Source organism: Ruegeria marisflavi (assembly GCF_025673445.1).
Classification (GTDB): Bacteria; Pseudomonadota; Alphaproteobacteria; order Rhodobacterales; family Rhodobacteraceae; genus Ruegeria_B; species Ruegeria_B marisflavi.
Map to the genome: position 1 here is coordinate 113,261 of NZ_JAOVQN010000008.1, position 25,409 is coordinate 138,669.

General features: G+C 58.5%; 27 protein-coding genes and 1 tRNA gene. 13 read left to right on the plus strand and 15 right to left on the minus strand.

All coding sequences use genetic code 11. From position 1 onward, the window contains the following. Positions 1–12 precede the first annotated feature (12 nt). Positions 13–1,317 (minus strand): adenylosuccinate lyase, encoded by a 1,305-nt coding sequence (gene purB, locus OEZ49_RS09745; protein ID WP_263388125.1) that lies wholly within the window; start codon positions 1,315–1,317, stop codon positions 13–15. A gap of 141 nt (positions 1,318–1,458) precedes the next feature. Here purB and OEZ49_RS09750 point away from each other — a divergent pair, with 141 nt between their 5' ends. The 4 genes from OEZ49_RS09750 to OEZ49_RS09765 all read left to right on the plus strand — a co-directional run bounded on the left by OEZ49_RS09750 (position 1,459) and on the right by OEZ49_RS09765 (position 3,520). Further along, positions 1,459–1,881, plus strand: coding sequence for a DUF6314 family protein (locus OEZ49_RS09750; RefSeq protein ID WP_263388126.1), 423 nt, complete (start codon positions 1,459–1,461; stop codon positions 1,879–1,881). A gap of 76 nt (positions 1,882–1,957) precedes the next feature. Beyond that, the gene (locus OEZ49_RS09755) at positions 1,958–2,545 is read left to right on the plus strand and encodes a biotin transporter BioY (protein ID WP_164132655.1); all 588 of its coding nucleotides are present in this window, start codon (positions 1,958–1,960) and stop codon (positions 2,543–2,545) included. Positions 2,546–2,659: 114 nt separating this feature from the next. Next, entirely contained in the window at positions 2,660–3,217 is a 558-nt protein-coding gene (locus OEZ49_RS09760; protein WP_263388127.1) for a hypothetical protein, read from the plus strand. A gap of 12 nt (positions 3,218–3,229) precedes the next feature. Then, positions 3,230–3,520 carry a hypothetical protein gene (locus tag OEZ49_RS09765; RefSeq protein ID WP_263388128.1) on the plus strand — a complete coding sequence of 97 codons (291 nt, stop codon included), beginning with the start codon at positions 3,230–3,232 and terminating at the stop codon, positions 3,518–3,520. A 6-nt stretch (positions 3,521–3,526) separates the two neighbouring features. On the opposite strand, the gene OEZ49_RS09770 is transcribed toward OEZ49_RS09765, so the two are convergent. Further along, a complete protein-coding gene (locus OEZ49_RS09770; RefSeq protein ID WP_263388129.1) occupies positions 3,527–4,747 on the minus strand; it encodes a bifunctional alpha/beta hydrolase/OsmC family protein in 1,221 nt (406 codons plus the stop codon). A gap of 185 nt (positions 4,748–4,932) precedes the next feature. Beyond that, entirely contained in the window at positions 4,933–6,276 is a 1,344-nt protein-coding gene (gene dddP, locus OEZ49_RS09775; protein WP_263388130.1) for a dimethylsulfonioproprionate lyase DddP, read from the minus strand. A gap of 247 nt (positions 6,277–6,523) precedes the next feature. Between dddP and OEZ49_RS09780 the strand changes: the two genes are divergently transcribed. Beyond that, on the plus strand, positions 6,524–7,147 hold the full coding sequence (locus OEZ49_RS09780) for a heme-dependent oxidative N-demethylase family protein (protein WP_317853166.1): 624 nt from the start codon (positions 6,524–6,526) through the stop codon (positions 7,145–7,147). Between the two features lie 53 nt (positions 7,148–7,200). Here OEZ49_RS09780 and OEZ49_RS09785 read toward each other — a convergent pair whose 3' ends face one another. The 4 genes from OEZ49_RS09785 to OEZ49_RS09800 form a co-directional block, all read right to left on the minus strand. Further along, entirely contained in the window at positions 7,201–8,112 is a 912-nt protein-coding gene (locus OEZ49_RS09785; RefSeq protein ID WP_263388131.1) for a hypothetical protein, read from the minus strand. Between the two features lie 206 nt (positions 8,113–8,318). After that, complete coding sequence (locus tag OEZ49_RS09790) at positions 8,319–9,110, minus strand: lytic transglycosylase domain-containing protein (RefSeq protein WP_397545658.1); 792 nt, start codon at positions 9,108–9,110, stop codon at positions 8,319–8,321. Positions 9,111–9,139: 29 nt separating this feature from the next. Further along, positions 9,140–9,976, minus strand: a complete 837-nt coding sequence (locus OEZ49_RS09795; RefSeq protein ID WP_263388133.1) for an amino acid ABC transporter substrate-binding protein — start codon at positions 9,974–9,976, stop codon at positions 9,140–9,142. Between the two features lie 162 nt (positions 9,977–10,138). Further along, positions 10,139–10,717: a hypothetical protein gene (locus OEZ49_RS09800; protein WP_263388134.1), complete on the minus strand. Its 579-nt coding sequence runs from the start codon at positions 10,715–10,717 to the stop codon at positions 10,139–10,141. 203 nt (positions 10,718–10,920) lie between these two features. On the opposite strand from OEZ49_RS09800, the gene OEZ49_RS09805 reads away from it, so the two are divergent. Then, the gene (locus OEZ49_RS09805; protein WP_263388135.1) at positions 10,921–11,184 is read left to right on the plus strand and encodes a DUF4242 domain-containing protein; all 264 of its coding nucleotides are present in this window, start codon (positions 10,921–10,923) and stop codon (positions 11,182–11,184) included. A gap of 104 nt (positions 11,185–11,288) precedes the next feature. After that, complete coding sequence (locus OEZ49_RS09810; protein WP_263388136.1) at positions 11,289–12,527, plus strand: adenylate/guanylate cyclase domain-containing protein; 1,239 nt, start codon at positions 11,289–11,291, stop codon at positions 12,525–12,527. A 113-nt stretch (positions 12,528–12,640) separates the two neighbouring features. Here the strand turns inward: OEZ49_RS09810 and glnA are convergent, their stop codons facing one another. Beyond that, positions 12,641–14,047, minus strand: a complete 1,407-nt coding sequence (gene glnA, locus OEZ49_RS09815; RefSeq protein ID WP_263388137.1) for a type I glutamate--ammonia ligase — start codon at positions 14,045–14,047, stop codon at positions 12,641–12,643. 32 nt (positions 14,048–14,079) lie between these two features. After that, positions 14,080–14,418 (minus strand): P-II family nitrogen regulator, encoded by a 339-nt coding sequence (locus tag OEZ49_RS09820; RefSeq protein WP_263388138.1) that lies wholly within the window; start codon positions 14,416–14,418, stop codon positions 14,080–14,082. Positions 14,419–14,587: 169 nt separating this feature from the next. Between OEZ49_RS09820 and OEZ49_RS23165 the strand changes: the two genes are divergently transcribed. Together OEZ49_RS23165 and OEZ49_RS23170 are read left to right on the plus strand one after the other, a co-directional pair. Then, a complete protein-coding gene (locus tag OEZ49_RS23165) occupies positions 14,588–15,355 on the plus strand; it encodes an NAD(P)H-hydrate epimerase (RefSeq protein ID WP_450103983.1) in 768 nt (255 codons plus the stop codon). Between the two features lie 130 nt (positions 15,356–15,485). After that, positions 15,486–16,361, plus strand: a complete 876-nt coding sequence (locus tag OEZ49_RS23170) for an NAD(P)H-hydrate dehydratase (RefSeq protein WP_450103984.1) — start codon at positions 15,486–15,488, stop codon at positions 16,359–16,361. Here the strand turns inward: OEZ49_RS23170 and OEZ49_RS09835 are convergent. Further along, positions 16,358–16,867, minus strand: a complete 510-nt coding sequence (locus OEZ49_RS09835) for a Hint domain-containing protein (RefSeq protein ID WP_263388139.1) — start codon at positions 16,865–16,867, stop codon at positions 16,358–16,360. The two genes, OEZ49_RS23170 and OEZ49_RS09835, sit on opposite strands and share 4 nt — an antisense overlap. Positions 16,868–17,075: 208 nt before the next feature. Between OEZ49_RS09835 and OEZ49_RS09840 the strand changes: the two genes are divergently transcribed. From OEZ49_RS09840 to tig, 4 genes are all read left to right on the plus strand, one after another. Next, positions 17,076–17,159, plus strand: a tRNA-Leu gene (locus OEZ49_RS09840). Positions 17,160–17,499: 340 nt separating this feature from the next. After that, positions 17,500–18,594 (plus strand): porin, encoded by a 1,095-nt coding sequence (locus tag OEZ49_RS09845; protein WP_263388140.1) that lies wholly within the window; start codon positions 17,500–17,502, stop codon positions 18,592–18,594. Positions 18,595–18,914: 320 nt separating this feature from the next. Further along, positions 18,915–20,036, plus strand: a complete 1,122-nt coding sequence (locus OEZ49_RS09850) for a porin (protein ID WP_263388141.1) — start codon at positions 18,915–18,917, stop codon at positions 20,034–20,036. A gap of 188 nt (positions 20,037–20,224) precedes the next feature. After that, positions 20,225–21,556, plus strand: coding sequence for a trigger factor (tig, locus tag OEZ49_RS09855; protein WP_263388180.1), 1,332 nt, complete (start codon positions 20,225–20,227; stop codon positions 21,554–21,556). Positions 21,557–21,640: 84 nt separating this feature from the next. Here the strand turns inward: tig and OEZ49_RS09860 are convergent, their stop codons facing one another. From OEZ49_RS09860 to rplI, 5 genes are all read right to left on the minus strand, one after another. Next, positions 21,641–22,507 (minus strand): acyl-homoserine-lactone synthase, encoded by an 867-nt coding sequence (locus OEZ49_RS09860; RefSeq protein WP_263388142.1) that lies wholly within the window; start codon positions 22,505–22,507, stop codon positions 21,641–21,643. Between the two features lie 107 nt (positions 22,508–22,614). Continuing rightward, a complete protein-coding gene (locus OEZ49_RS09865) occupies positions 22,615–23,316 on the minus strand; it encodes a LuxR family transcriptional regulator (RefSeq protein WP_263388143.1) in 702 nt (233 codons plus the stop codon). A gap of 39 nt (positions 23,317–23,355) precedes the next feature. Next, a complete protein-coding gene (locus tag OEZ49_RS09870; RefSeq protein WP_263388144.1) occupies positions 23,356–23,760 on the minus strand; it encodes a helix-turn-helix domain-containing protein in 405 nt (134 codons plus the stop codon). A 384-nt stretch (positions 23,761–24,144) separates the two neighbouring features. Then, a complete protein-coding gene (locus OEZ49_RS09875) occupies positions 24,145–24,618 on the minus strand; it encodes a lytic transglycosylase domain-containing protein (protein ID WP_263388145.1) in 474 nt (157 codons plus the stop codon). Positions 24,619–24,808: 190 nt separating this feature from the next. Continuing rightward, positions 24,809–25,405, minus strand: a complete 597-nt coding sequence (gene rplI, locus OEZ49_RS09880; protein ID WP_263388146.1) for a 50S ribosomal protein L9 — start codon at positions 25,403–25,405, stop codon at positions 24,809–24,811. Positions 25,406–25,409 lie beyond the last annotated feature (4 nt).

A 25,409-nucleotide genomic window follows, 5' to 3' on the forward strand; every position in this document is an offset into this window, starting at 1 on the left:
ATCCGGTCCGGATCATTTACCGAAAACGCGGGCAAAGATCGTGTCGACATGTTTGGTGTGGTAGCCCATGTCGAATTTTTCGTTGATGCAGTCCTCGCCCAGCGCGGCAACCACATCGGCATCGGCCAAGAGCTGTTCACGGAAATCGACCCGCTCTTCCCAGACCTTCAGCGCGTTGCGCTGGACCATGACATAGGCGTCCTCGCGGCTGACACCGGCCTGGGTGAGGGCGAGCAGGACGCGCTGGGACATCACCAACCCGGGGAACTTGTTCATGTTGTCGAGCATGTTCTCGGGGAAGATCAGCATCTTGTCGACCACGCCGGCGAGACGATGCAGGGCGAAATCCAGCGTCACAGTGGCGTCCGGGCCGATGCCGCGCTCGACCGAGGAATGCGAGATGTCGCGTTCATGCCAGAGCGCCACGTTCTCCATCGCCGGGATTACCGCCATGCGCACCAGTCGCGCCAGCCCGGTCAGGTTCTCGGTCAGCACCGGGTTCTTCTTGTGCGGCATGGCCGAGGAGCCTTTTTGCCCCATCGAGAAGAACTCGGCGCCCTCCAGCACTTCGGTGCGCTGCATGTGGCGGATCTCGATGGCGATATTCTCGATCGAGCTTGCGATCACGCCCAGCGTGGCAAAGAACATCGCGTGGCGGTCGCGCGGGATCACCTGGGTGCTGATCGGCTCGGGTCGCAGGCCCAGTTTCTCGCAGACATGCTCTTCGACCGCCGGGTCAATATTGGCGAATGTACCTACCGCGCCCGAGATGGCGCCGGTGGCGACTTCCCAGCGGGCCTTTTCCAGCCGGTTCTTGCTGCGGTCCATTTCGGCATAAAAACGGGCGAATGTCAGCCCCATGGTGGTGGGTTCGGCATGGATGCCATGGCTGCGGCCCACACGGACGGTATCCTTGTGTTCATATGCGCGTTTTTTCAGTGCGGCGAGTACCTTGTCCACACCCACCAGCAACAGGTCGGCGGCGCGGACCAGCTGCACGTTCAGGCAGGTATCCAGAACGTCCGAGCTGGTCATGCCCTGATGCACGAACCGTGCCTCTTCGCTGCCGACATGTTCGGCCAGATGGGTCAGAAAGGCGATGACGTCATGCTTGGTGACCGCCTCGATCTCGTCGATGCGGGCGACGTCGAATTCCACATCCTTGGCTTTCCACACGGCCTCGGCGTTTTCGCGCGGGATCACACCCAGATCGGCCATGGCGTCACAGGCATGGGCCTCGATCTCGTACCAGATTTTGAACTTGGTCTCGGGCGACCAGATTGCAACCATCTCGGGGCGGGAGTAGCGGGGGATCATTGGCAGCGACACCTTTTTGTGATTGGCAGGACCAGATGGGGCGGGTCATAGACCCAGCCGCATCGTGGGACAAGGCAGGAGGTGCGATATGAGACGGTTTGCCCGAGCAAAGACGGTCCCTTACGGCTCTGAGGGGAACACATGAGCGGACCCGGTTGGATCGAGGACTTTGAGGGCGAGTGGATTCTGACCCGTGTCATCAACGACCGACTGGCGGGGCAGGTGCTGCATGCCGAGGGGGTCGCGACGCTGCGTCGCAGCGAAGCCGGATTTGTCTATGACGAGGAGGTGAGACTGCATGTTCCTGGGCAGGCTCCCATGCGTGGCACGCGCCGGTATCTGTGGCGCTCGGCACCGGGCCGGATCGCGATCTATTTCGAAGATGGCAGGTTTTTCCATAACTTAACGCTAGGTCAACCGGCGCCGGAAGATCATCACGACTGCGCGCCCGACAGTTATGACGCGGCCTACGACTTTGCCAATTGGCCTCGCTGGTCGGTGCGGTGGAGCGTATCGGGTCCGCGCAAGTCCTATGAAATGAGGACGGATTTCTCGCCGCGATAGCGTAAACGTGTTGCAGTACGCTGCGTGAAAATGCATTGCTGTGCGCCGACACCTGTCTGAATTGGGAGACAACCGAATGAGCATGACTGTTCTAGCCGACGCAATCGGCCCGCGCCAGGGATCGGCGCGTCTGGCGAAACAAGCTGTCCTGGTGGTTCTGGGCATCGCGGCCCTTGCCATTGCTGCCAAGATTAAGGTGCCAATGTGGCCCGTGCCGATCACTATGGGCACTTTTGCCGTACTGACACTGGGCACCGCCTATGGCGCGCGTCTGGGTCTGGTGACCATGCTGGGCTATCTGCTGGTGGGCGCGCTGGGCTTTGATGTTTTCGCTACGTCTTCAGCCGAGAAATTCGGTCTGACCTACATGATGGGCGGCACTGGCGGATATCTGGTGGGTTACCTGATGGCCACCGTGCTGCTGGGCGCGCTGGCAGCTCGCGGCTGGGACCGTTCCTTTGGCAAGATGGCGCTGGCGCTGGTTCTGGCGAACGTGCTGATCTACGTTCCGGGCCTGTTGTGGCTGGGCCAGCTTTATGGCTGGGACAAGCCGATCCTTCAGTGGGGCCTGACCCCGTTCCTGGTGGGCGATGCACTGAAACTGGTGCTGGCCGCCGTGCTGATTCCGGGCCTGTGGAAGCTGGTGGGCAACGCCCGCGGCTGATCCCGCCCCTTGACCTGCGCAAAGGCCCGGACATCCCGTCCGGGCCTTTTTCGTTGCTTTTCCGGGATGTGGCGGGAACACTGGCAACCGTTGAGATTGCGAAAGATGTTTGCCATGCTAAAGTGTTTCGCCCCCTTGCGCGTGTTGGCGCTGGTCGCAGGTCTGGTGCCCTTGCCCGCATTTGCCGACATGCCGCTCACCTATGTCTCTGACGGCAAGGCGCTGTTTCACCTCAGCGCACCGGATTTCTGGCAGGTTCGCAGCGGTGGCCTGCGGGCGCTGACACCGCCGGGATCAGAGGAGGCGCGGCTGATCAACCGGGTGATCGGCTTTGAACCCGAAGCAGAGCCCGGCGTCTGGGTCGGCTTCATGTCGCCCAACGGGGTGTCGACCTTCGCTCAGGCCGAAGACTACCTGCGCAACATCGGCAAATCGGTGGTCAGCGACCCCGAGTTGCGGGAACAGAGCCGGATCCGTGTCGACGGGTTGCCAGCGGCGCGCTATGCCGGAACCGGGCGACGAAATGGTCGTGCGGTCGAGTTCACCGCAGTACTGGTCGATCTTCCCGGCAAACGGGTGGCAATTTCGTTGGCTGTGGTCGAGGCGGGCGCCCGGCCTGAACTGGTCGAGGATATCAACGCAATCTACGCCTCGTTCCGGGCGGCAAACTAGAAGGACGGCGCCATGCGTGTTGCAAGACTCACTTTTTCCGCCGGTCTTTTCGCCGCCGTGTTTGGCCTTGCGGGCTGTGATCCGAGCGCGACCGGAAGCGGCTCGGTCTATTATGACTCGATGTTGTGGAACGATTATTACTATGGCTATCCCCGTCCGCCCCGGCCGGACCGTCCGCGCCCAGAACACCCGATCGAGCGGCCCCCGGTGAAACCGGTGCCACCAATCGCGAGGCCGCCCGTGGCGCGCCCGCCGATTCACCGCCCGCCGGTCGCCCGCCCGATGCCCGCCCGCCTGCACTGAGGCTTGTCAGATCCCGGAGGACAGACGCGTGACTATCTGCGCTGTCCCTTCAAGCGTGCGGTGTACCGGGCATTTGTCGGCGATCTCCAGCAGTTTGGCCCGCTGGGTCTCGCTTAACGGACCCTCAAGCGTGATGACTCGGGTGAACGCGTCGATTTTGCCGCTGGCGCCGGTATCGGCGTCCTGTGCGTGCACCTTGTCATGGCAGACATCGACGCTGACCCCGGTCAGGGGCCACTCCTTGCGCCGGGCGTACATGCGGATGGTCATCGAGGTACAGGCCCCCAGCCCGGCCGAGACAAAACCATAAGGAGACATGCCGCGATTGGCTCCGCCATAGGATAGCGGTTCGTCCGCCTGGGTGTGGTGATCGGGGCCGGATTGCACATCCTGAAGGAAGCCGTTCGCGTCCACCTCGGTGACGCGCACCACGCCCTCGGGCGCGCCGGGCGGCGGCGCCGGTGGCGACAGGGTCACATAGCGACCGACCCAGGCGGCGATCACATCGGCGGCATATTCGGCATCCTGCGCGCGGCTGATCAGGTGATCGGCATCGTCCAGCGTGACAAAGCTCTTGGGATGTTTCGCGGCCATGAAGATCCGGGCGGCATTGTCTATGCTCACGGTTTCGTCGCGCGGCGCGTGCAGCACCAAAAGCGCGGCGCGCAGATCGGCGATGGCCGGTTGCAGGGCGCTTGCGGCGATATCCTCGACAAAGTCCCGCCCGATGCGGAACGGGCGCCCACCCAGACAGACCTCGGCCGCGCCCTCGGCCTGGATCCGGGGCAGGGCGGTCTCGAAGTGATGCGCCACATGGCCCGGATCGGCGGGGGCGCCGATGGTCACCACCGCGCGCACCGAGGCGATCTGCGCCCGGGCCCGCAGCACCGCCGCCCCGCCCAGCGAATGCCCGATCAAGAGCGCCGGCGCCATGTCGCGCCCGGCCAGATAGCGCGCGGCGGCGGCCAGATCCCCGACATTCGAGGTAAAGGTCGTGTTGGCGAACTCGCCCTCGGAATGACCCAGACCGGTAAAGTCGAAGCGCAGCACGGCGATCCCCATCGCCGCCAGCCGTGCCGCGATCCGGCGGGCGGCGGGAATGTCCTTGGAACAGGTGAAACAATGGGCAAACAGCGCCGTGGCCAGCACCGGCCCTTGGGGCAGATCAAGCCGGGCCGCCAGCTGGCTGCCGTCATGACCGGCAAAAGTGATCCGTTCGGTGGACATGAGGGTACTCCTGATGGGTTTCCTCCAGAGTGGGCAGGACGGCTCCCCGCCACAACCCCCATGTCAAGCGTCTCACGCGGAGGTGACGCGCCGCCATCGTCTTCTGTCCGAAAATGCCTCGAGGATTGCGAGGGGCAGCGCCCTTCGCTCCAGTTGCCGTGCCAAAGGCACGGCGTAACCCCTTTTCAAACCGCGCCCATCAGCGCCGCATCGAACGGATAGCTGGTCAGGTTTTCAAACCCGTCCTCGGTGATCAGAACCTGATCCTCCAGCTTGATGGTGAAATCGCCGCCCACCTCGCCACAGCAGGCTTCGACACACAGCACCATCCCGGGTTCCAGCGCATAGTCGAACGCGCCCGGCACGGCCTTGTCCGGATGCGCGACCAAGGGCCATTCGTCACACAGGCCCACACCGTGCATCAGGCAGCCGTATTTTTGTGCATTGTACTTGGTGGGGTGCTTCATGCATTGCGCGATCAGGTCGGGGATCATCAATCCGGGTTTCAGCAGCGACATGTTGTAGGTGATGAACTCATGCGCATGTTTCATCGCCTCGATCATGTCGGCACGCGGTTTCTGGTCACCTATCCACCAGGTGCGGGAAATGTCGATGCAGATGCCGTAAGAGCCGATCAGATCGGTGTCGAATGCGATGATTTCGTTTTTCTGCGTGATACGCGGGCCGCATTCCTGAAACCAGGGGTTGGTGCGCTGCCCCGAGGCCAACAACCGGGTTTCGATCCACTCGCCGCCGCGGCGGATGTTCTCGGCATGCAGCACCGCCCAGATGTCGTCCTCGCTCGTTTTCCCATCGCCCACGTTGGCGCGGGCGAAGCGCTCCATCTCGGCGATGGCGCTGTCGCAGGCATGATGGGCGCAGCGCATGGCCAAGATCTCGTCGACCCCCTTGATGGCGCGGGTTTTTTCGGTGACCTCCTCGCCCTCCATTATCTCGAACCCTTGCGCCTCGAGCGCGCGCAGGCCGTGCAGCATCACTTTGTCCACGGCAAGACGCTTGTTGTTGCCGCCGTGTTCCTCGATCAGAACGCGTACTTCGTTTGACAGGGCATCGGCGGCGATATCCACCTTGTCGCCCCGGTCGAAGTAGAAGAGGTCCGCGCCTGAACGTTGCTCACGTACCAGTGGATTGAACGTGCTCAGGAAGGGCGAGTTCTTGTAGTCCCAGATCACCATGTAGCCGTCGGCGCAGAGTAGCACCGCGCGGAACGGGTTATGGGTGTTCCAAAGCTGCATGTTGGTCGAGTCGGTGGCATAGCGGATATTGAGCGGATCGAACATCAATAGGCCGCCATAACCCCGGTCGACGATGGCCTGGGTCAGGCGTTTCCAGCGGTACTCGCGCATCCGGGTCAAGTTGGGTAGTTCCAGCCCGGCTGCAGCCCATTCGGAAAAGGCAAGCTGGGTCGGCCCGATCTCGATCCTGTCATTGTCATTGGGCGATCCGTCGCCCAGCGTAGCGCCCCGAGTCGGGTCGATTTTGCGGGTGTCGCGATAATAGTGGTTCAAGACATGGCCTCCCGTGAGTTTCCCCAAGGGTCACCCGGAAACAAGGCCGAGTCGCACACTCTCGCGACGTCAAACCATGTCGTTTTCGACCTGCCACGATGTTTGTTCGGGTGATATGGGAGCAAAATGAAAGAGATTCTGCAAAAAACGCTGCCCTATGATGTGTTGGCGCCCAGACCGTTGCCGGGAATCCAGTCGTTGAATATGACCGAATGGTTTTAAAAGGGACGAGGCATTCGACGGCCAAATGGCGCGTCGCGACTCTTTGATCGCGACGAAACCAGAGACCGTCGTGGCAATGTCCGAAGAGGCTCGTCCGGCTGCCGAGGAAATGCTGGATACGGTTCTGGCAGCGGCCTATCCCGAAGCTGAAGCCAGGGTTGAACGGCCCGACGGCGTGACGGTCGGAATCGACCGAAGTGAGCCCATGCGGACTTTGGGGCGCCTGGTTCAGGAAGACTTCTGCATTTTGCAAAAAAAACAGGGTGACGAACATGTTTTGACCGCCGCTGTACGTTGTTTTCCTGGAAGCTGGAGCTTGGAAGAGAAGTTTGGCCGGCCTCTGGTCTCGATACATGAACCAGTCGCCAGCTATGATGCGGATGTGGCGCGCCGTGTTCAGCGCCTGTTTGACGGCGTGCAGGTCGGGCGCCCGCTTTGGCGGTTCAATGCTCTTTGGTATGCCGATGCCGAGTTGCACCAACCGCGCAGCAATCACAACCGTCGGCGCGTTCCGGTGCCGCAGGACGCGGGTTTCTTGCGCAGTGAAAAGCAAAGCATCGTGCGGTTGCCAGTAACACAGGCGGTGGTGTTTTCGATCCACACTTACGTTATCGCTCGGGCCGATGCGCCAAGATTCTCCGAGCACTAAGAAAAGCCTTCGCCGGGTCTGACGAAGGCCTGAGACATGTATTCCACCGGTTCTCAGATCGGCAGGAACGACAGCACGTTTGTCATTGCGCCGGAACTTTGCATAAAGACCAGTGCGGCCGTCAGTGACAGGACCTGAGTATTCAGACGAAAATCCTCGCCACGGATAAGGTTTACGGCAGCCAATGATGCTGCGATTGGTGCTGAAACAAAGGCAAGACAGCCTGTCATTCCCCAACTCGCCAGTCTGCGAATGTCGTTCTGAGCTTGTTCCTCCGGAGACAATCCATCCACTTCGTTGGGTCGTGGATCGCTGCGGAAGGCAAGAGCCAGGGCTTCCTGTTCCGTCAATTCAATGAGCCCAATTTCGCCGTGGTGGGCGGCTTGTCCGATGATCGTATCATACCGCGTCGCCAAGCCTGGTGCTGTTTCATCAATCGAGGCAAACCGGTCACCTTGATTGTACACGATTTGCTGACGCCCGCGTATCCGGCGTGGAGAAATGTTGGAAAACGCGCCAAGAAACTGTTCGACCGTAAGTTTCACGTTCGGATCCAGCCATTCGATCAACTCGCTGGCATAGAGGTCGACCATACGGTACAGCATCACAACGAGCATGAGTTCGGTTACATCGCGATCCTCGGAGAACTCTGAAACTGGGGTGATCGATATGACAAGGCGATTCCGGGGCCGTGTCTTGGCCAACTGTGTGCGACGGTTAAGACCAGCTGCTTCGTCAAGGCGACGGACACGTGGATACTCTTCTGCCTCCGTTTCGAGTGACAGTTTGACATGAAACTGGCTCGAGATAATGCGGGCCTCACAATCACTCAGTAGCGTCTGACGCTCGACGGCGTGCCCGTAGTCCTCTAGGGTGGCTGTCACGATCCGGCTAAAGCGGTCGAGTACGCCTTCTTCGTTTCCCAAGAATACAAGTCCACCGTGATACCTGCCTGTCTGTGCCACAGTGAGTCCCTCCATACGTGTTCATCTGGCCTCAAGATAGCGGGATATGGTGGAGAAAATGGGGCCGAAAACGCATGATAGGAGGGCAATTCAGTTATTCGTATGAGATTGGTTCGCGACAGGAAACCTGTCTTTTTAGTAAAAATTTGTCGAAATGTGGCAAAAATCTGTCATGTAGGCGTCGGTCAGTAGACTGGATGCAACTTTTAGCTGTCGATTCTCCGTGCCATGATTGCGATCGCTTGCTGGTAGACAGAAGCAGCATTCCATTGCTTGATTACTTCGAAATTCGGCTCGCCCGGCTGATAACCACGACCCGGTTTCCAGCCCTTTTGACGCAGGAAATTGGCGGTCGAGGCCAACGCGTCGGTCATGTTGTAAAAATCAACTCTTCCATCTCCGGTTGCGTCAATGCCATATGCCAGGGCGTTGCCGGGAAGGAACTGGGTATGCCCTAACTCGCCGTGCTTGGCGCCCTTGGTATTGGCGGTGATTGCCTTGCGGTCGACCAATTCCAGTGCGGCTAGTGCATGGGGGATGAAAAAATCCGAGCGGCGACAATCATAGGCGAGGGTGGTGATTGCGGCCACTACAGGGCTGTCGCCCATGAAACTACCAAAAGCAGTTTCCATACCGTGTAGCGCGATCAGGATGCCTGCAGGCACACCATACTGCCGTTCGAGAGCGGCATAGAATTCAGCGTCGCGGGCCTTCCGCTTGCGGCCCTGCGCCACGATCGTATCTGCGCCACGAACCCGCATGAATTTTTCCAGAGAGTATTTGAAGCTCTTCTGGCCACGATCCGCACGGATCGTAGCCGTCGCGTAGTTGGCCTGTTCCAGAGCGCCAAGACCTGCCTTGCCGATGCCCTTTTGGCGAGCGAGCTTGGCAAAATCGGCCTTCCAGGCATTAAAACCCGAGGCGGTGTTGCCGCAAGTCAGGGCGATGCCGATGGATGGAAGCTGGGCCAGAAACAAGGCTAGAAGGATTGGGCGCATGTCGGGTACCATGTCATTTTTTCCATGCGTCAGGGCAGGGTGGGCGCGATCAGAAACATCGCCTTGAGCGCGGCGCCCGGCTCAACACCGGGTAGTGTTTCGTGGAAGACACGGTCTATGGTGCCGTCGGCATACATTTCAGACAGCAGCGTATCAATCAGAAGCCGAAAGTCGCTATCTCCGCGAGGCAGGGCGAGTGCTTGTTTCTCAAGCGTCAGAATCTCGCCCATTAATTGGAATCGCTCGGCCATCTTTCCCGTCAAAAAGTTGAAAATCAAAATGGACTGGTCCGCGAAATAGGCGTCGAGGGTCCCGTCGTTCAGTGCTTTGAACCCGGCTTTGTGATCGGCGAAGCGTTCGAAACGGGCCTCTAGCCCAGCGCCCTGGAACGAGTTCAAAACCGCCTGTTCCGTGGTGGTATCCGCGCGAAAACCAATAGTCTTGCCTGCAAGGTCAGACAGGTGAGCACCAGCGTCGCGGCGCGTAATAACGGATGTTCCGTCGACATAAACCGGTATCGAGAAGTCGACGATCTTCTGCCGCTCCAGTGTCACGGTCGCCGCGCCGCAGAGAATGTCGATTTCACCCTTGGCGATCCGGTCGAACCGGTCCGAGGTAGTGACCGGCACAAAGCTGGCCTTCAGTTCGGCCAGATCCATTCGGTCAGCCAATTTCTGCGCCAGCCTGTCACACAACACAGGTGTATAACCCGCTGGTCGTCCTTCGGCATCAGCAAAGGAGAGCGGTGCCGCATCGACGCGGAACCCGATGGTGATTTTCCCGGTGTCGCGAATACGCTCGATGGTCTGGGCCGCGACAGTACCGGCAGCCAGTGTGATCGCCAAGGTTAACGCAAGAAGCCGCATGAAATAGTCCTTTGCCAGTAATATGCATCCAGACTAGCCGGGCAGGGCGTTAGCTCAAAGGGGAATATGGGTTATATTCGGGTCATAGAGTGCAGGTAACTTACTTGGTGCCTCGCCCGCCGCTGGGAGAATGCTCCGGGCGGGGAAACAGCGTGGCGCGGATCAGCGGCACTTGAGTGACATCAACTTCGCTTTCCGCTCCAATCCGGAAGACATGGTATAGGCGGCTCCAACCGCTGCAACCTGGGCTGGCACGGAGCTTCTCGCATAGAGTGCGGTCGCCTGCTTGGTTTGCCCATCTCCGAGCAAAGTCACCATCTTGTGCCCGACTGCGATGATTTCATCTGCGCTCGCTTCGATCTCGTCCATCCGGGCCACAGCTTCGTCATCCATTTTTAGTCGGCGGCCCGCGATCAGGATTGATTTTATCTCGCTTTGACCTTTGTCCATACGCTTGCCGAGAAACCCGGTTGGCCCAAAAAAACCACCGTCATCAAGGCTGCTGATCACGACATCGTGGTCAACTTCTAGAATGGCTTCGGATTGCGCTTGCATCAGAGTTCCGATCTCAAGGTGAAGTCTGCGAAAAACCGCAACAGCTTCTTGTTGTCGAACAAGTTCTTGAACCTGGCACTCGGCGGATTGCGCAATCGAACGGACCGGCGCAAAGACCGCGAACGCACTGAATAGCACAACAGTCGAAACACGGAGAACTTGCGCAACTGCAAGCTTGGTTATCATGGGGCTGTCTCCTGGTTCGGAAACCTAAGTCTAACACAGTTTGCTGAACTTGCCTGACCTGAGCACAAGGTATCGGCGACGCTGAGCGGCGGTAACTCTGCGCCCAGCGATCGGTGGCAACGAGAAGATGCGCAATTGCTCGTTCTACCGACGAAGGCTTTGTTGTATGATTTGACATCAACCGAACCGGGGAGTGGGGGCGGATGCCGGTATTTATGGTAGAGCGCGATCTAAAGGGGATCGCTATGGAAGACCTGGCAGGGGCGCAGAAGGCCGCGATTTCGAAGGCGGCGGAAATGCGCGCGGCGGGAACCGAAATCCGATATATCCGGTCGACTTTTGCGCCGCAGGACGGACGTTGCATGTGTCTTTTCGAGGCCGAGACAGCCGACGACGTGCGCGCGCTGAACGACCAGGCGGGCTTGCCATATAGCGGTATCGTCACGGCGATGGATCTGACGCCATAGTCTTTGACGATTGGCCTTGAAGAATCTCATTTGATCTCCTGACCAAGGGCCCAAGGTTGAATTCAGACACGGAAACGAAAGTCGATTTGCCAACGTTTCGAGCCATGCGGGAACGTGAGGCGGCATCGCGTGACATTCTTCAGGTCATTACCCGCTCTCGCGAAGACAGCCTCCCGGTATTCGATGTGATCCTGGCCCATGCGCGCCGGTTGTGTGACAGCCTGCATGCAGGGCTTTTTCTTTTGTCGGATGACGGGCAGGAACTGCAACTGACCGCTTATCAGGGCGAAGACGAATGGCTGGTTGCGTTGCATTTCCAGAAACCGCCCCGATTGGAAGATGTTGCCAACCCGCTGGTGCGCGCGGCGGTATCGAGAACGGTTGTTCATATTCCCAATACCGAGAATGTCGCCACAAGTCAGGATACCGGCGCGGCAAGAAGTATGCTGCACGTCCCCTTGCTGGCCCGTGATCGGTGTCACGGCGTTCTGAGCCTGGCCGGACGCGTTCCCGAGGCCTTTTCAGGCGCCGATATCGAGTTGTTCCAGTTGTTTGCCGACCAAGCAATGATCGCCGTCGAGAATGTCCGGCAGTTTTGTGCGCTGAAGGACAAGACCGAAGAAGTCGAGACGCTCAACCAATCGCTGCAAGATCGGGTCGAAACGCAAGTGGCCGAGATCGAACGTATGGGGCGGCTCAAACGGTTCCTGCCACCAGCAGTGGCCAATACCATTGTTTCCTCCGGATCGGACAGGATGTTATCCAGCCACCGCGCCCTGCTGGGGGTGCTGTTTTGTGACATTCGCGGATTTACCGCCTTTTGCGAAACCGCCGAACCCGAAGAGACCATCGAGGTTCTACAGACCTATCACGAGGAGATGGGCAGGCTGATCAATGCCCATGGGGCGGGTGTTGATCACAGGATGGGGGATGGCATCATGGTCTTGTTCAACGATCCGATACCTTGCGATAACCCGGCAGGCCAAGCAGTGCAGCTGGCGGTTGCGATGCGCGAACGGATGGCGGACCTTGGCCGGCAGTGGAAGCGGCTGGGGTACCGTCTGGGATTTGGTGTCGGCGTATCACTGGGGTATGCCACTGTCGGAATGGTCGGGTCCGAAGGGCGGTTTGATTACACCGCGTCCGGGACGGCGATAAACCTCGGTTCCAGACTTTGCGACGAGGCCGAAGACGGAGAGATCCTTCTGAGCCCGAGAGCGGCTATCGCGGTCGAAGATGATTTCCGGGTGCTTTCACGTGGTACCCTGCATCTGAAAGGAATACGGGAACCGATCGAGGTTTTCAGGCTGGAAGACAGTCCGGAAGCAACTCAGTTGCTCTAAGTGCTTAACGAATGAGCAATTGCCGATTCCAGCCCTGAGTTCGCTGGACTATGAACCAATCAAAGAAAGAGGGCGCCCCGAAGGACGCCCCCGATCTGAGCTACAGGCTGAGATCAGCAGCTGTAGTACATGCCGAATTCCACCGGGTGCGGGGTGTGCTCGTACTTGTGGACCTCTTCCATCTTCAGCTCGATGTAACCTTCGATCTGGCTCTTGGTGAACACGTCGCCCTGCAACAGGAAGTCGTGGTCTGCCGCCAGGCATTCCAGCGCCTCACGCAGCGAGCCGCAGACAGTCGGGATACCGGCCAGTTCCTCGGCGGGCAGGTCATAGAGGTTCTTGTCCATCGCCTCGCCCGGGTCGATCTTGTTCTTGATGCCGTCGAGACCGGCCATCAGCAGCGCGGCAAAGCACAGATAGGGGTTTGCCGAGGGATCGGGGAAGCGGGCCTCGACGCGCTTGGCCTTGGGGCTTTCGGTCCATGGGATACGCACGCAGCCCGAGCGGTTGCGGGCCGAATAGGCGCGCAGAACGGGGGCCTCGAAACCGGGGATCAGGCGCTTGTAGCTGTTGGTGCCCGGGTTGGTGAAGGCATTGAGCGTTTTCGCGTGCTTCAGGATGCCGCCGATGAAAAACAGCGCTTCCTGGCTCAGATCGGCGTATTTGTCACCGGCAAAGAGCGGCTTGCCGTCTTTCCAGATCGACATGTTCACATGCATGCCCGAGCCGTTGTCGCCATAGATCGGCTTGGGCATGAAGGTTGCCGACTTACCATAGGCGTGCGCCACGTTGTGGATCACGTATTTGTATTTCTGGATCTCGTCGGCTTGCTTGGTAAGCGTGCCAAAGATCAGACCCAACTCGTGCTGGCATGACGCCACCTCGTGGTGGTGCTTGTCGACCTTCATGCCCATACGTTTCATGGTCGAAAGCATCTCGGCGCGCAGGTCCTGGGCCTCGTCGATCGGGTTGACCGGGAAATAGCCACCCTTCAGGCCGGGACGATGACCCATGTTGCCGGTCTCGAACTCGGCATCCGAATTCCATGACGCGTCGGTCGCGTCGACCTCGTAGGAGACCTTGTTGATGGTGTTCGAGAACCGCACGTCGTCGAACAGAAAGAATTCCGCCTCAGGACCCATATAGGCCACATCGCCGATGCCTGATGCCTTCAGATAGGCCTCGGCCTTGACGGCGGTGCCGCGTGGGTCGCGGTCATAGGCCTCGCCGGTGTCGGGTTCGACCACCGAGCAATGAATGCAGATGGTCTTTTCCGCGTAGAACGGATCGACATAGGCACTTTCGGTGTCGGGCATCAGTTTCATGTCCGAGGCTTCGATCGACTTCCAGCCGGCGATCGACGAACCGTCGAACATGAAGCCTTCTTCCAGGAAGTCCTCGTCGACCAGATCGGACACGATGGTCACGTGTTGCAGCTTGCCGCGCGGGTCGGTGAAGCGGATGTCGACATATTCGGCACCCTCGTCCTTGATCAGCTGAAGAACTGCGTCCTTGCTCATACTCTGTTGTCCTCTGCTAGAGTGTGTTCGGGTCAAAGCGCGTCCGAACCGGTCTCGCCGGTACGGATGCGGATGGCTTGTTCGATGGTCGAAACGAAAATCTTGCCGTCGCCGATCTTGTCGGTCTTGGCGGCGCTCACGATGGCCTCAATGGCTGCGTCTACCTGATCGTCATCCAGCACAACTTCGAGTTTCACCTTGGGCAGGAAGTCGACCACATATTCGGCACCGCGATAGAGCTCTGTATGGCCTTTCTGACGGCCAAAGCCCTTGACCTCGACCACGCTGAGGCCCTGGACGCCTACGTCTTGCAGCGCCTCTTTCACCTCGTCCAGCTTGAACGGTTTGATGATCGCTTCGATCTTCTTCATCGCGGTGCTCCTTGCAAGCTTGTCAGCCCGCCTCAGATCACGTCTAAGCTGGGGTCACAATGCGATTGCGGAAATCAGCCGGTACAGATGCGGCAATAATGGGCATGAGGTGAAAATTTCATCATGGCGCACAAAAAAGCATCAGAATTGAATCGCGAGTGATCGGAACATGGCTGAACTGCTCACCGCAGCACAGATGCGGGTAATAGAACAAGCGGCAATCGCCTCGGGCGAGGTGACCGGGCTGGAGTTGATGGAGCGCGCCGGGCGCGGGGTGGTCGAGGCGATTTTCGAGGAATGGCCGGAAATGGCGGAAGAGCGGGCGCCAGCCCCCGCACACCCGGGATATTTGCGGCAAGAGGAAGGGGTGAGGCGTGCGGTGGTCCTTTGCGGTCCGGGTAACAATGGTGGCGACGGGTTTGTCGTGGCGCGGCTGTTGCACGAGCGCGGTTGGACGGTGGAGGTGTTTCTTTATGGCGACCCCGAGAAACTGCCTCCGGATGCGCGGGTGAATTACGAGCGGTGGAGGGAGATTGGGGAGGTGTGTCCGCTCTCACCAAACTTGGAACCCTCAATGCTAAAACCATGTCTCATAGTCGATGCGTTGTTCGGCACCGGCTTGACGCGGCCAATTGATGGCATCGGTTTGTGCCTTCTGGATTTGGATGATTGCGTTGGTCAGGGACACGGATTTTCATTTGAGACGCGGCCAAAGTCGGTACCGTTTGTTGTATCTGTTGATCTTCCGAGTGGCGTGTGCAGTGACAGTGGCAAGATTTTGTCTGGCAAAGAATTCATTGGGCTTCCTGAAAAACTGGAGGCCGCTGCTGCACGTGCCGATTTGTGCGTGACTTTCCATCGCGCAAAGCTTGGTCACTTCTTGGAAGACGGACCATACTTGTGCGGTAAGGTCGTCGTGAAGGACATTGGTTTGTGAAAGCGATTGCGATCTCTATTCAGCTACAGGGCTCGAACCCAAGGTCGCGTCAGCATCGTCTTGAGGAGGTTCGAGCATGCGATGCACCTTTCCTGTTTCAAGCTCAATCCAAGACACTTGGACAAAGACCATGAGGACGATGCCCTTCGCGCAGCTTACTGAACCGAGTATCTTTGGACTTTGGAAGGCCGAGGATAAACATAAATACGGGCACGGCCATGCCCTGATCCTCTCCGGTGGCTCGGGCAAGACCGGCGCGGCGCGGTTGGCGGCGCGCGGCGCGCTCAGGATCGGCGCAGGGCTGGTGACGCTAGGGGTGCCGCCCAGCGCGCAGCAAGAGGTTGCCTGTCAGATCACCGCGTTGATGCTGGCACGGATTGAGGGCGCCGATGGGTTTGCGACGCTGCTGGAGGATACCCGTCTAAATGCACTTTGCCTGGGGCCCGGCATGGGGGGCGACCGGGCGCGTGATCTGGTACCGGTGGCGCTGGCCGTGAGGCGCGCAACGGTACTGGATGCCGATGCGCTGACTGCCTTTGCCGAGGATCCGGCCGAACTGTTTGCCCAACTGCATGAGGCTTGCGTTCTGACCCCGCATGGCGGCGAATTTACGCGGCTGTTTCCGGATATCGCGAAGAGGCTCCGCGAGGAGCCGAAGAGTGGCCCGGCCTATTCCAAGGTCGATGCCGCCCGCGAGGCCGCCAAGCGCGCAGGCTGCGTCGTTCTGTTCAAGGGCGCCGATACGGTGATCGCGGCGCCCGATGGGCGTTGTTCGGTGAATTCGGCCCATTACGAGCGTGCCACCCCCTGGCTGGCGACCGCCGGATCCGGCGACGTGCTGGCGGGCTTACTCACCGGGCTTCTTGCGCGTGGGTTCGCGCCCATGCAGGCGGCTGAGACCGCCGCCTGGCTTCATGTGGAATGTGCGCTGGAATTCGGCCCCTGCCTTATCGCCGAGGATCTGCCGGAACAATTGCCGGTGGTGTTCCGGAAACTGGGGCTTTAGGCGGCCAGTCGGCCCGAGGCAAGCAGACACTGGCCTGCCGCCTCAAGTCCACCAATGTAGAGTACATGGGCCTCGTTGAAATGCATCTGGAACAGCTGCATATCGCGTGGACCCAGATCGCAGATGTGTTCTCCATCAACCAGCGTATCGGCCCGCACCATCGCCTGAGCCACGCCAAAAAGGGCCCGCGCCCGCCAGTCGCGGATTAACACCAGCTGGCCAGCTGGCAGGATCAGGTCGCAATCGGGCCGGGTGTCGCCTAGCGACCCGGTGGCAAAACGGATGGCGCGCACGGCCTGGTGTGCGTGGGTAATTTGTCGCACAGCAACAAAACCGCGGTCGCGTGTGATGATTCGGTCACCGGGCGTCAGGAACTCCACCGGCATCTTACCGTCTTGGGTCAGCAGTATGCTGCCGATCAGAAACCCGGCCCCGGTAACCGGTAACATTTCTGGGCCGGAACATGACGCTTTGCCCGCAGCAAGCGGGGTTGCTTTTGCTCTCATGATTGGTCCCCTTGGTCTGCTCTTTGTTTTTTTGCAGATCAGAGTACGGCAAAATCATGTACGTGTCGCGGCAATTTGCTCCCGGTTTTAGAATAATCCGGTCAAACGTGCCTTTGCGCATCGTGATCCAACCCGCAGATTACCTCTCGCGCTCAGTTGCAAGCTTTGCTATTCAGCGCGTCATGGCGCCGCTGCGGCGCGCCATGATGCGGGTGTGGCGGAATTGGTAGACGCACCAGATTTAGGTTCTGGCGCCTTTGGCGTGGGGGTTCAAGTCCCTTCACCCGCACCATTTATTGTACCTCAATAATGCCTGTGTGATTGCGCCTGGCGATTGTAGAACGGCTAGGGAATGGCGCGCGAGGCCACTGCACAAGGCGAGGCTGTGCCATGCAGAGTATGCAGGGCTGCATCGTGGCTTTTCGTTTTGCGCGCGAACTCGCCGCCCCAATGTCAGCGAACAACGCCTTGAAAATAAAATTTTTCATCTTGATCTTTCACGATTCCGTGTTGCGAAAATGTCAGTCTCAACATGCAAGTTCAGGTGGTCTCTGGAAGTGAGGGGCACTTTTACCAATTGAAAGAGGGCAATACGCCAACCCTTTGAATGGTGACAGGACATGACGAAACAGATGAAGATTGCGAAAGGCGTTGCACTCGCGGCTGCCATGGTGGCGGGCCCGGCTGCGGCGGAACTGAAGTGGGACAATGCCTCTGGCGGCTACGTCAAGATCTATGGGCAGGTCTCGCCCGCTTGGCAGTCGGTTGATGACGGCGTTCAGAGCAAGGATACCTTTGTCGATAACGCACATTCCAACACGCGTGTCGGCTTGTGGGTCGTGCAGCCCATGTATCAGGGCACGTTCAAGTTCAACTTCGAAACCGCGCTCGGCTTTCGCTCGTCTGGGGGCGTCAGCCAGACGAACACGCCCAAAGGCGTGGATTGGGACCGCACCGATCTCCGAAAGGTCGACTTCTCATATTCCGGCGACAGCTGGGGCACTCTTTATGTCGGACAAGGATCGATGGCATCGGATGGCATCGCCGATCTATCTTTCAGCGGAAACGGAATGACCACCTACAATGGTGTCGGCGATTTTGCCGGTTCGTTCCAGTTTCGGACCGCAGCCGGTGCCTTGTCCGGCGTGACCATCAGTTCGGTCAACCCCAGCCTGGATGGCGGTCGGCAGGGGCGCGTGCGCTATGACACGCCCAGCTTCAACGGGTTCAGCGTTGCGCTGGCAGCCGGTACCGATGTGCTCACACCTGGCAACAGTGACAAATATTATGACATTGCGCTGCGATATGCGGGCGAATTCGACGGAACCCAGGTCAAGGGCGGCATCGGTTTTTCGCGCCGGGATCGCGGTGGTGTCGATCGCGATGATACCTTTGGGGCAGTGGCCGTGAAGTTCCGTTCGGGGTTGAATTTTGCGGTCGCCGGCGGGAGCCGCGAGAACGACGGCAATTACACCTATGTCCTTGCAGGTTATGAGAGCCAGTTCCTGTCGATCGGCGCCACATCGTTTGCCATTGATTATTACAATGGCAGTGACTTTGGCTTGGCGGGCCGTGAATCCAAGACCCTGGGCGTCGGCGTGAACCAAAACATCGACAGCATCAACACTCAGGTCTACCTGGGCTACAGAAATCACGAACTGTCCGACCCGGGGACATCTTACAAGGATGTGGATGCGTTTCTCTTCGGCGCACGCTGGAAGTTCTGATCCGCAACCCACGACTCTTTCCGCATGGGGCCCGTATCGTCCCATGCGGAGTAAACTTTGCGTAAGCTGGGTGCGCAGACGCACATCCGGTCTGCAACAGGCGACAGAGGTTGAGCGTCTTTTTCAAACTCACAGCCGGATCGCCTTTCTGTTACCATATTAAGTATTTGAATTTCAATTGAATTCCTGATTCGCTTGACCAAGGCCGTTGCCGGGTTGCAACGAGGCTTCGAACCGCCGTCTCAATCATATGGAAGCCGCTCTTCGGGTGCCCACATCAGTGCGGCGGAACCCACGCCAATCCAAGACGGTACAGAAATATGATCAGAACTCTTAGAACGACCTCCGCTATGGTGATCGCCGCCGTGGCGTTTTCATCGGCTGCCTCGGCGCAGCTTCTCTACGAAAACCAGTCCGGCGGATCCGTCGAACTTTATGGCCAGTTCAACCCGGCCATCATTTCGGTGGACGATGGCCAGGAAACCGAGACGAATATCCGCGACAATGACCTGTCGCGCAGCCGTGTGGGCCTGCGCCTGGCGCAACCGTTCGGCGACAACACATTCCGCTTCCGGTTCGAGGCCGGGCTGGGCCTGCCCAACTCGACCGAGACCAACCAGCTGGGCGACAATTTCAGCGGCTGGACCCGGGACGATCTGCGCCATATCGACTTCTCGCTCGAAGGCGACTGGGGCCGGGTCTCGCTGGGGCAGGGCAGCATGGCTGCCGATGGCATCGCCGAATCCGACCTGTCCTATGTCGGATTGGCACTTTATTCGTACACTGCCGACGCCAATGCGGCCTTTCTGTTCCGCGACAATACCGGCGTTTTGTCCGGCCCGGCGGTGGGCGATACACTCGATACCTTCGATGGGTCGCGCCGAGGCCGCATCCGCTATGACAGCCCCGAGATTGCCGGGTTCACCTTCTCGGCCGCCTATGGCGAGAACATTCTGAACACGGCTGACACCTCGGATTACTACGATGCTGCGGTGCGCTATTCGGGCGAGTTTGGTGGCGGCATCCAGTTGGATGCCGGTCTGGCCTATCAGGTGCGCGACAATAACGGCATTGATCGTTCGGATGTGGTGGGCTCGACCTCGGTTCTGCTTCAGAACGGGCTCAGCTTTACCTTTGCCGGCGGTACGCGGGACAACGACGCCGCAGGCGCAAGCGACCCCGACTATCTCTATTTTAAGGTCGCTTATGATGCCGACTGGTTCTCGTTCGGGCAGACCGGCGTCGGCGTGCATTACTATGACGGCTCGGACTTCAATGTCGCAGGTTCGGAAACCAAAGGGTGGGGCGTTGGCGTTGCGCAGCGTGTCGAGGCGTACAATACCGACGTCTACTTCACCTATCAGAACTATGAGTACAGCGATGCGGCAAACAGCTATCAGGATCTGAGCACCCTGGTTCTGGGTGCGCGCTGGCGCTTCTGATGTTGCGGCAACCCTGATCGCAACCACGCGCGTCCCGGTTTTGCCGGGACGCGTATGTTTTTAAGGCTGCAAATGGGTGCCGATTGGGCATAACCCCTTGCACCGGCCGGGCAGGGCAAATAGAACGCCTCAAATTGTGCATGGCGCACGCCCGATGCGTGCGCTCCGAATCCTATGGGGACTACCATATGCAGGTTACCGAGACTCTGAACGAAGGTCTGAAACGCGGCTACAACATCGTGGTTACAGCGGCTGAGCTGGACGCGAAGGTCAACGAAAAGCTGGTCGAGGCGCAGCCCGAAATCGAGATGAAGGGCTTTCGCAAGGGCAAGGTGCCGATGGCGCTGCTGAAAAAGCAGTTCGGCCAGCGTCTGCTGGGCGAGGCAATGCAGGAAACCATCGACGGCGCGATGAACAAGCACTTCGAAGCCAGCGGTGACCGTCCGGCGCTCCAGCCCGAGGTCAAGATGACCAACGAGGACTGGAAAGAGGGCGACGATGTCGAGGTCTCAATGTCCTACGAGGCGCTGCCGGCTATCCCCGAAGTAGACCTGAGCGACATCAGCCTGGAGAAGCTGGTGGTGAAAGCTGACGATGCCGCGATTGAAGAAGCACTCGGTAACCTGGCCGAAACCGCGCAGGATTTCAAATCGCGCAAGAAAGGCTCCAAGGCCAAGGACGGCGATCAGGTTGTGATTGACTTCCTGGGCAAGGTCGACGGCGAAGCGTTTGATGGTGGTTCGGCCGAAGACTATCCGCTGGTTCTGGGCTCCAACAGCTTTATTCCTGGTTTCGAAGATCAACTGGTCGGCGTGAAGGCTGGCGAAGAAAAAGACGTTAAAGTCACCTTCCCTGCTGAATATGGCGCGGCCCACCTGGCAGGCAAAGAGGCCGTATTCACCTGCACGATCAAAGACGTGAAAGAGCCTGTTGCCGCCGAGATCGACGACGAGCTGGCCAAGAAATTCGGAGCCGAGGATCTTGCGGCCCTCAAGGGGCAGATCGCCGAGCGGCTGGAAGCCGAGTACACCGGCGCTGCCCGAGCCGTGCTAAAGCGCGCGCTGCTTGATGTGCTGGACGTCAAGGTTTCTTTCGACCTGCCGCCGAGCCTGGTAGAGGCAGAAGCCAAGCAGATTGCGCACCAGCTGTGGCACGAAGAGAACCCGGAAGTGCACGATCACAACCATGGTGAGATCGAGACCACGGACGAGCACAACAAACTGGCCGAACGCCGCGTGCGCCTGGGCCTGCTGCTGGCCGATCTGGGCCAGAAGGCCGAGGTTGAAGTCACCGATGCAGAAATGACCCAGGCGATTCTGGCACAAGCCCGTCAATATCCTGGGCAAGAGCGCCAGTTCTTTGAGTTTATCCAGAAGAACGCCGCCATGCAGCAGCAACTGCGCGCACCGATCTTCGAAGACAAGGTTGTCGATCACGTCGTGGCTCAAGCCAAGGTGACCGAAAAGGAAATCAGCAAGGACGACCTGCAAAAGGCACTTGAAGAGCTCGATACCGAGTAAGTCGCGTGCGATAGTTGAATCGCAATGACAGAGCCGCCCCATGGGGCGGCTCTTTTCTTTGACAAGACTTTTGAGTGATACCTGTCAGATTTCGCGCGCTAGCATGCTTAGGAAGTTTTTCAGTACCGTTTTCCTTTCCGCGCTGATTTCTCGAGGAAGAGCGTCAATCAGGGCATAGACAGCATTCAGTTCCTTGTCGTTGTCAGCCGCGCGAATTTGCTCCACGAAATACGCTTCCAGCGCGGTCAGTTTCCCTTTTCCAGATCGAGCCGACCTTCCTTGTTCCGGGAATGGAATGACACGTTTGCTGTTAAAGAGCGCCAGGGCCTCATCGTCGCTCAGAAAGACATCGTGGCAAATACCCGCGAACTTGCGCACCCTTTCAACCCGCTCTTCGCTGGTGTCCAGCAACGCGGCCAGCGCCGGCACCTTGCCCATTGGAACCGTCTGACCGACATAGTCATAGGGCGCGTTGTCCGAACGCTTCAGAACTCTGTCCATGACTGGATCAATGACAGTAACGATATCCTTGATCCCGGACCTGCGGGCGTATTCAAGCGAGCCGATCATCAGTTCGCATGTCGCATAAGAAACTGAGTTTCGATCCTTGCTGCGGTTGAGACGCTGAGTATCGACGCAAAATCGCGTCGATTCCCACATCGTTGCACTACGGATTGGCGGTTCGCCACATAGAATGTCCGAGAACACGTCCGCAAGCATATGCGGACCGGTCGTCTGAAGGGCTCTGACGGCGGCGACCACGTGGCCGTCCGAATCCAGCCCGACAACATACGCGGGATCGAGGTGATCGAATTCGTCGATCTCTTTTCCATCCTGGATGTTAACCTTCCAACCGAGACGATCTCCGAATACCCGGGCACGCAAACGAAACATTTCATCCAGAACCCCACTGAACAGATGCTTATTCAAAGCGTCGATCACGATGATCATCTTTTTTCCCCTACGAGTGGATTTTGGTACACCAATGGTTACCCAAGTCGCGCTCTTGGACTATTGGGGGATTCCCGTAGAGTTTGTCAGAAAGATGGCAGAGGGGATCAACCTGGGTAAATTAGGCCCAATCCTATGGCCCGCCCAACAGCTTGAGCCGTTGTCAGGGCACAGAGCTTTTCGCGTGATGAGCGAAGGTGAACCTCGACTGTCCGATGGGAAATAGAAAGGATATCACCTATATCCTGCTGGGATTTCCCAACAGCCACCCATTGCATGATTTCCACTTCTCTTGTTGAGAGGGCAGGGTGGTACAGTATACGCCCCAGCAGATCAGAACCCATAACGGTATCGTGAATGTGTACGGCTATGGATTGGAGATCGCTGATCACATGGTTGACCAATTTGCGCCATTGTTCCGGCGAACAGTCCCGCGTCACACTTAGTAAACCGACGTCGCCGTATGGGCCGCGCACAGGTATCGTAAGCCCCTGTTCGCTCAGGCCGAAATCATGGGCGTCCCGAAACACGCGCTTGAAATCCTTGCCGCGTTCCAGCCGACTCCAATCCACCGGCGCGATGCTTCGTTGGCTCATGTGCAGCGTCGGGTCGATCATGTGAAAACCTTGCTGCTGGTAATGTTGTTTCCAGTCGTCGCCGTAGGTTACGTATCCATGTATCGCACCCGCTGCCGGATTAATGCCAGCATAGGCAGCATGGTCCATTTCGAACTTTTCGCGCAACTTTAGGAGGAACTCCGAATAAACGGCTTCCGTCTTGGGTAGAGTGCTGAGATCGACGATATCCATTCGCGTTACCTGTCGGTGTCGAACGGTCGATACGCTCCTCTATCCGGATACATTCTCATCCGGTACGCGTGTGTTCACCGCCATCGTTCTAACAAATGCAAGAACAGCACGCTTTTGCTGTAGAGGCAAGCCGCTATAGATCTCAACCATTTCAACGGCATCGCGATCCTTGAGGAAAACGAGCTTGTCAACCGGCTGCTGTTCACCCGCGCTGTTACCGGTTTCCGATGCCTCTATACCTTCGAAAAAGTGACTGACATGTACTTCCAGAACCTCGGCGATCGCCCACAGGCGAGAAGCGCTGACACGATTAGCTCCGGACTCGTACTTCTGAACCTGCTGAAACCGAACACCAATGGCCCGACCGAGATCGGCCTGGCTCATACCGAGAGCCATTCGGCGGGCTCGAATTCGCTGGCCAACAACGGTATCGACAGTATTCATTCATTCACCTGTAATCTTCACATTTTCAATGTGCGTCATCTCTCGCCCGCTTACCAACGTGTCGCCAGAGAGGAGCCACAAGCTAGACATGTCAAAGATTGCCAAATTGTTGGCGTTCTGACAACGAGTTTCCTGTTCAGGTTGCGCAGGAGAACTGCCGAAAATGGAACGCTGCAGGGTGTACTAATTTTTTGGTATCAAGGGTTTGAGAGATGGAAGCTTTGCGTCGGCGTGTAGTTTTGGGCATGTTCGGCAATAGGGAAGTTCTTGGAAGTCTTAACTTTTGCCTGCTAGCAATGCCGCGGTAGAGTGCGATCTGCTACGGTAGTTACTCCAAATCGTTTACGTGCGATATTAGGAAAACCATATTAGACTGACGTTACGTCAAGAGGCGGGTCGTAGACCGGTTTCAACCAGCATGCCCCTCTGTTTCGCCTCATAGTAGTACCCGGAGGCATAGAGGCTGATCGCCCTGGATTGGCTACCATTGGCGAGAAGCCAGGCACCACGCAGATACTTCCCCGCATATTGCAAGTTTGTATCGGCATCCAGAAGCCCATCGGGAGACCCGCGATAGCCCATGGTTCGCGCCGTGGCAGGAAGGATCTGAAGCAGGCCATAGTATGGCCTGTTCACTGCCCAAGGTCGGTGCGTGCTTTCGCGTATGGCCAACTTGTGAACCAGGTCACGGGGGATTTCGTAATGGTCCGCCCACCTGTTGATCGAAGCACGCAGTTCCGGAGTTTCGTTCGGATAGAGTGGCGGGTCGAATGTCTCTTCTTTCGAAGTTCTGGCGGAACAGGCGGTCACAGTCCAGGCAAGTCCGCAGAACAACAGGGCGCGTCGGGTAGGGGTCATCGGTTGCTCTTCAGCAGTTGATCAAATGCTGGAATAGCCGGGATGCTTGTTTTTGCGAAGGGAAAGAAAATGGGGTGGGGTCCCTGTGGGCGGAATCCGGCCAATTGCCGGTACAAGTATCGTTTGGGTGGTCCCAAAAACGAACAAGGCCGCCCAATTGGGCGGCCTTGACCATCATCTGACCCTAGGTTCAGACGTTACTGTCGGAACCAGCCGCGTCGTCGTCCGACGCAGCGCTACCGATGTCGTCGAACAACTCGGCGATCTCAAACTCCGCTGCCGCTTCTTCTTCGGCGGCGAGTTCCTGGATCGATTTGCCGGTTGCCTGCAACTCTGCCTCTTCAGGCGAGCGGGCGACGTTGAGTTCGATGCTGACCTCGACTTCAGGGTGCAGGCGAACGGCGACGGTGTGCAGGCCCAGTTCCTTGATCGGGGCGATCAGGGCAACCTGTTTCTTGTCCAGCGAGAAGCCAGCTTCGGTGGCGGCATCGGCCGCGTCACGGGGCGTGACAGAGCCATAAAGCGCGCCGGCATCCGATGCCGAGCGAATCACGATGAACTGCTGACCGTCGAGCTTTTCTGCCAGGGCTTCGGCTTCTTGCTTGGTTTCCAGGTTGCGCGCTTCAAGCTGCGCTTTCTGGGCTTCGAACGCGGCGACATTGGCAGCCGACGCGGTCAGCGCCTTGCCCTGCGGCAGCAGGAAGTTGCGGGCATAGCCAGGGCGAACGTCAACGACTTCGCCCATCTGGCCCAGCTTGGCAACACGTTCCAGAAGGATAACTTGCATGTGC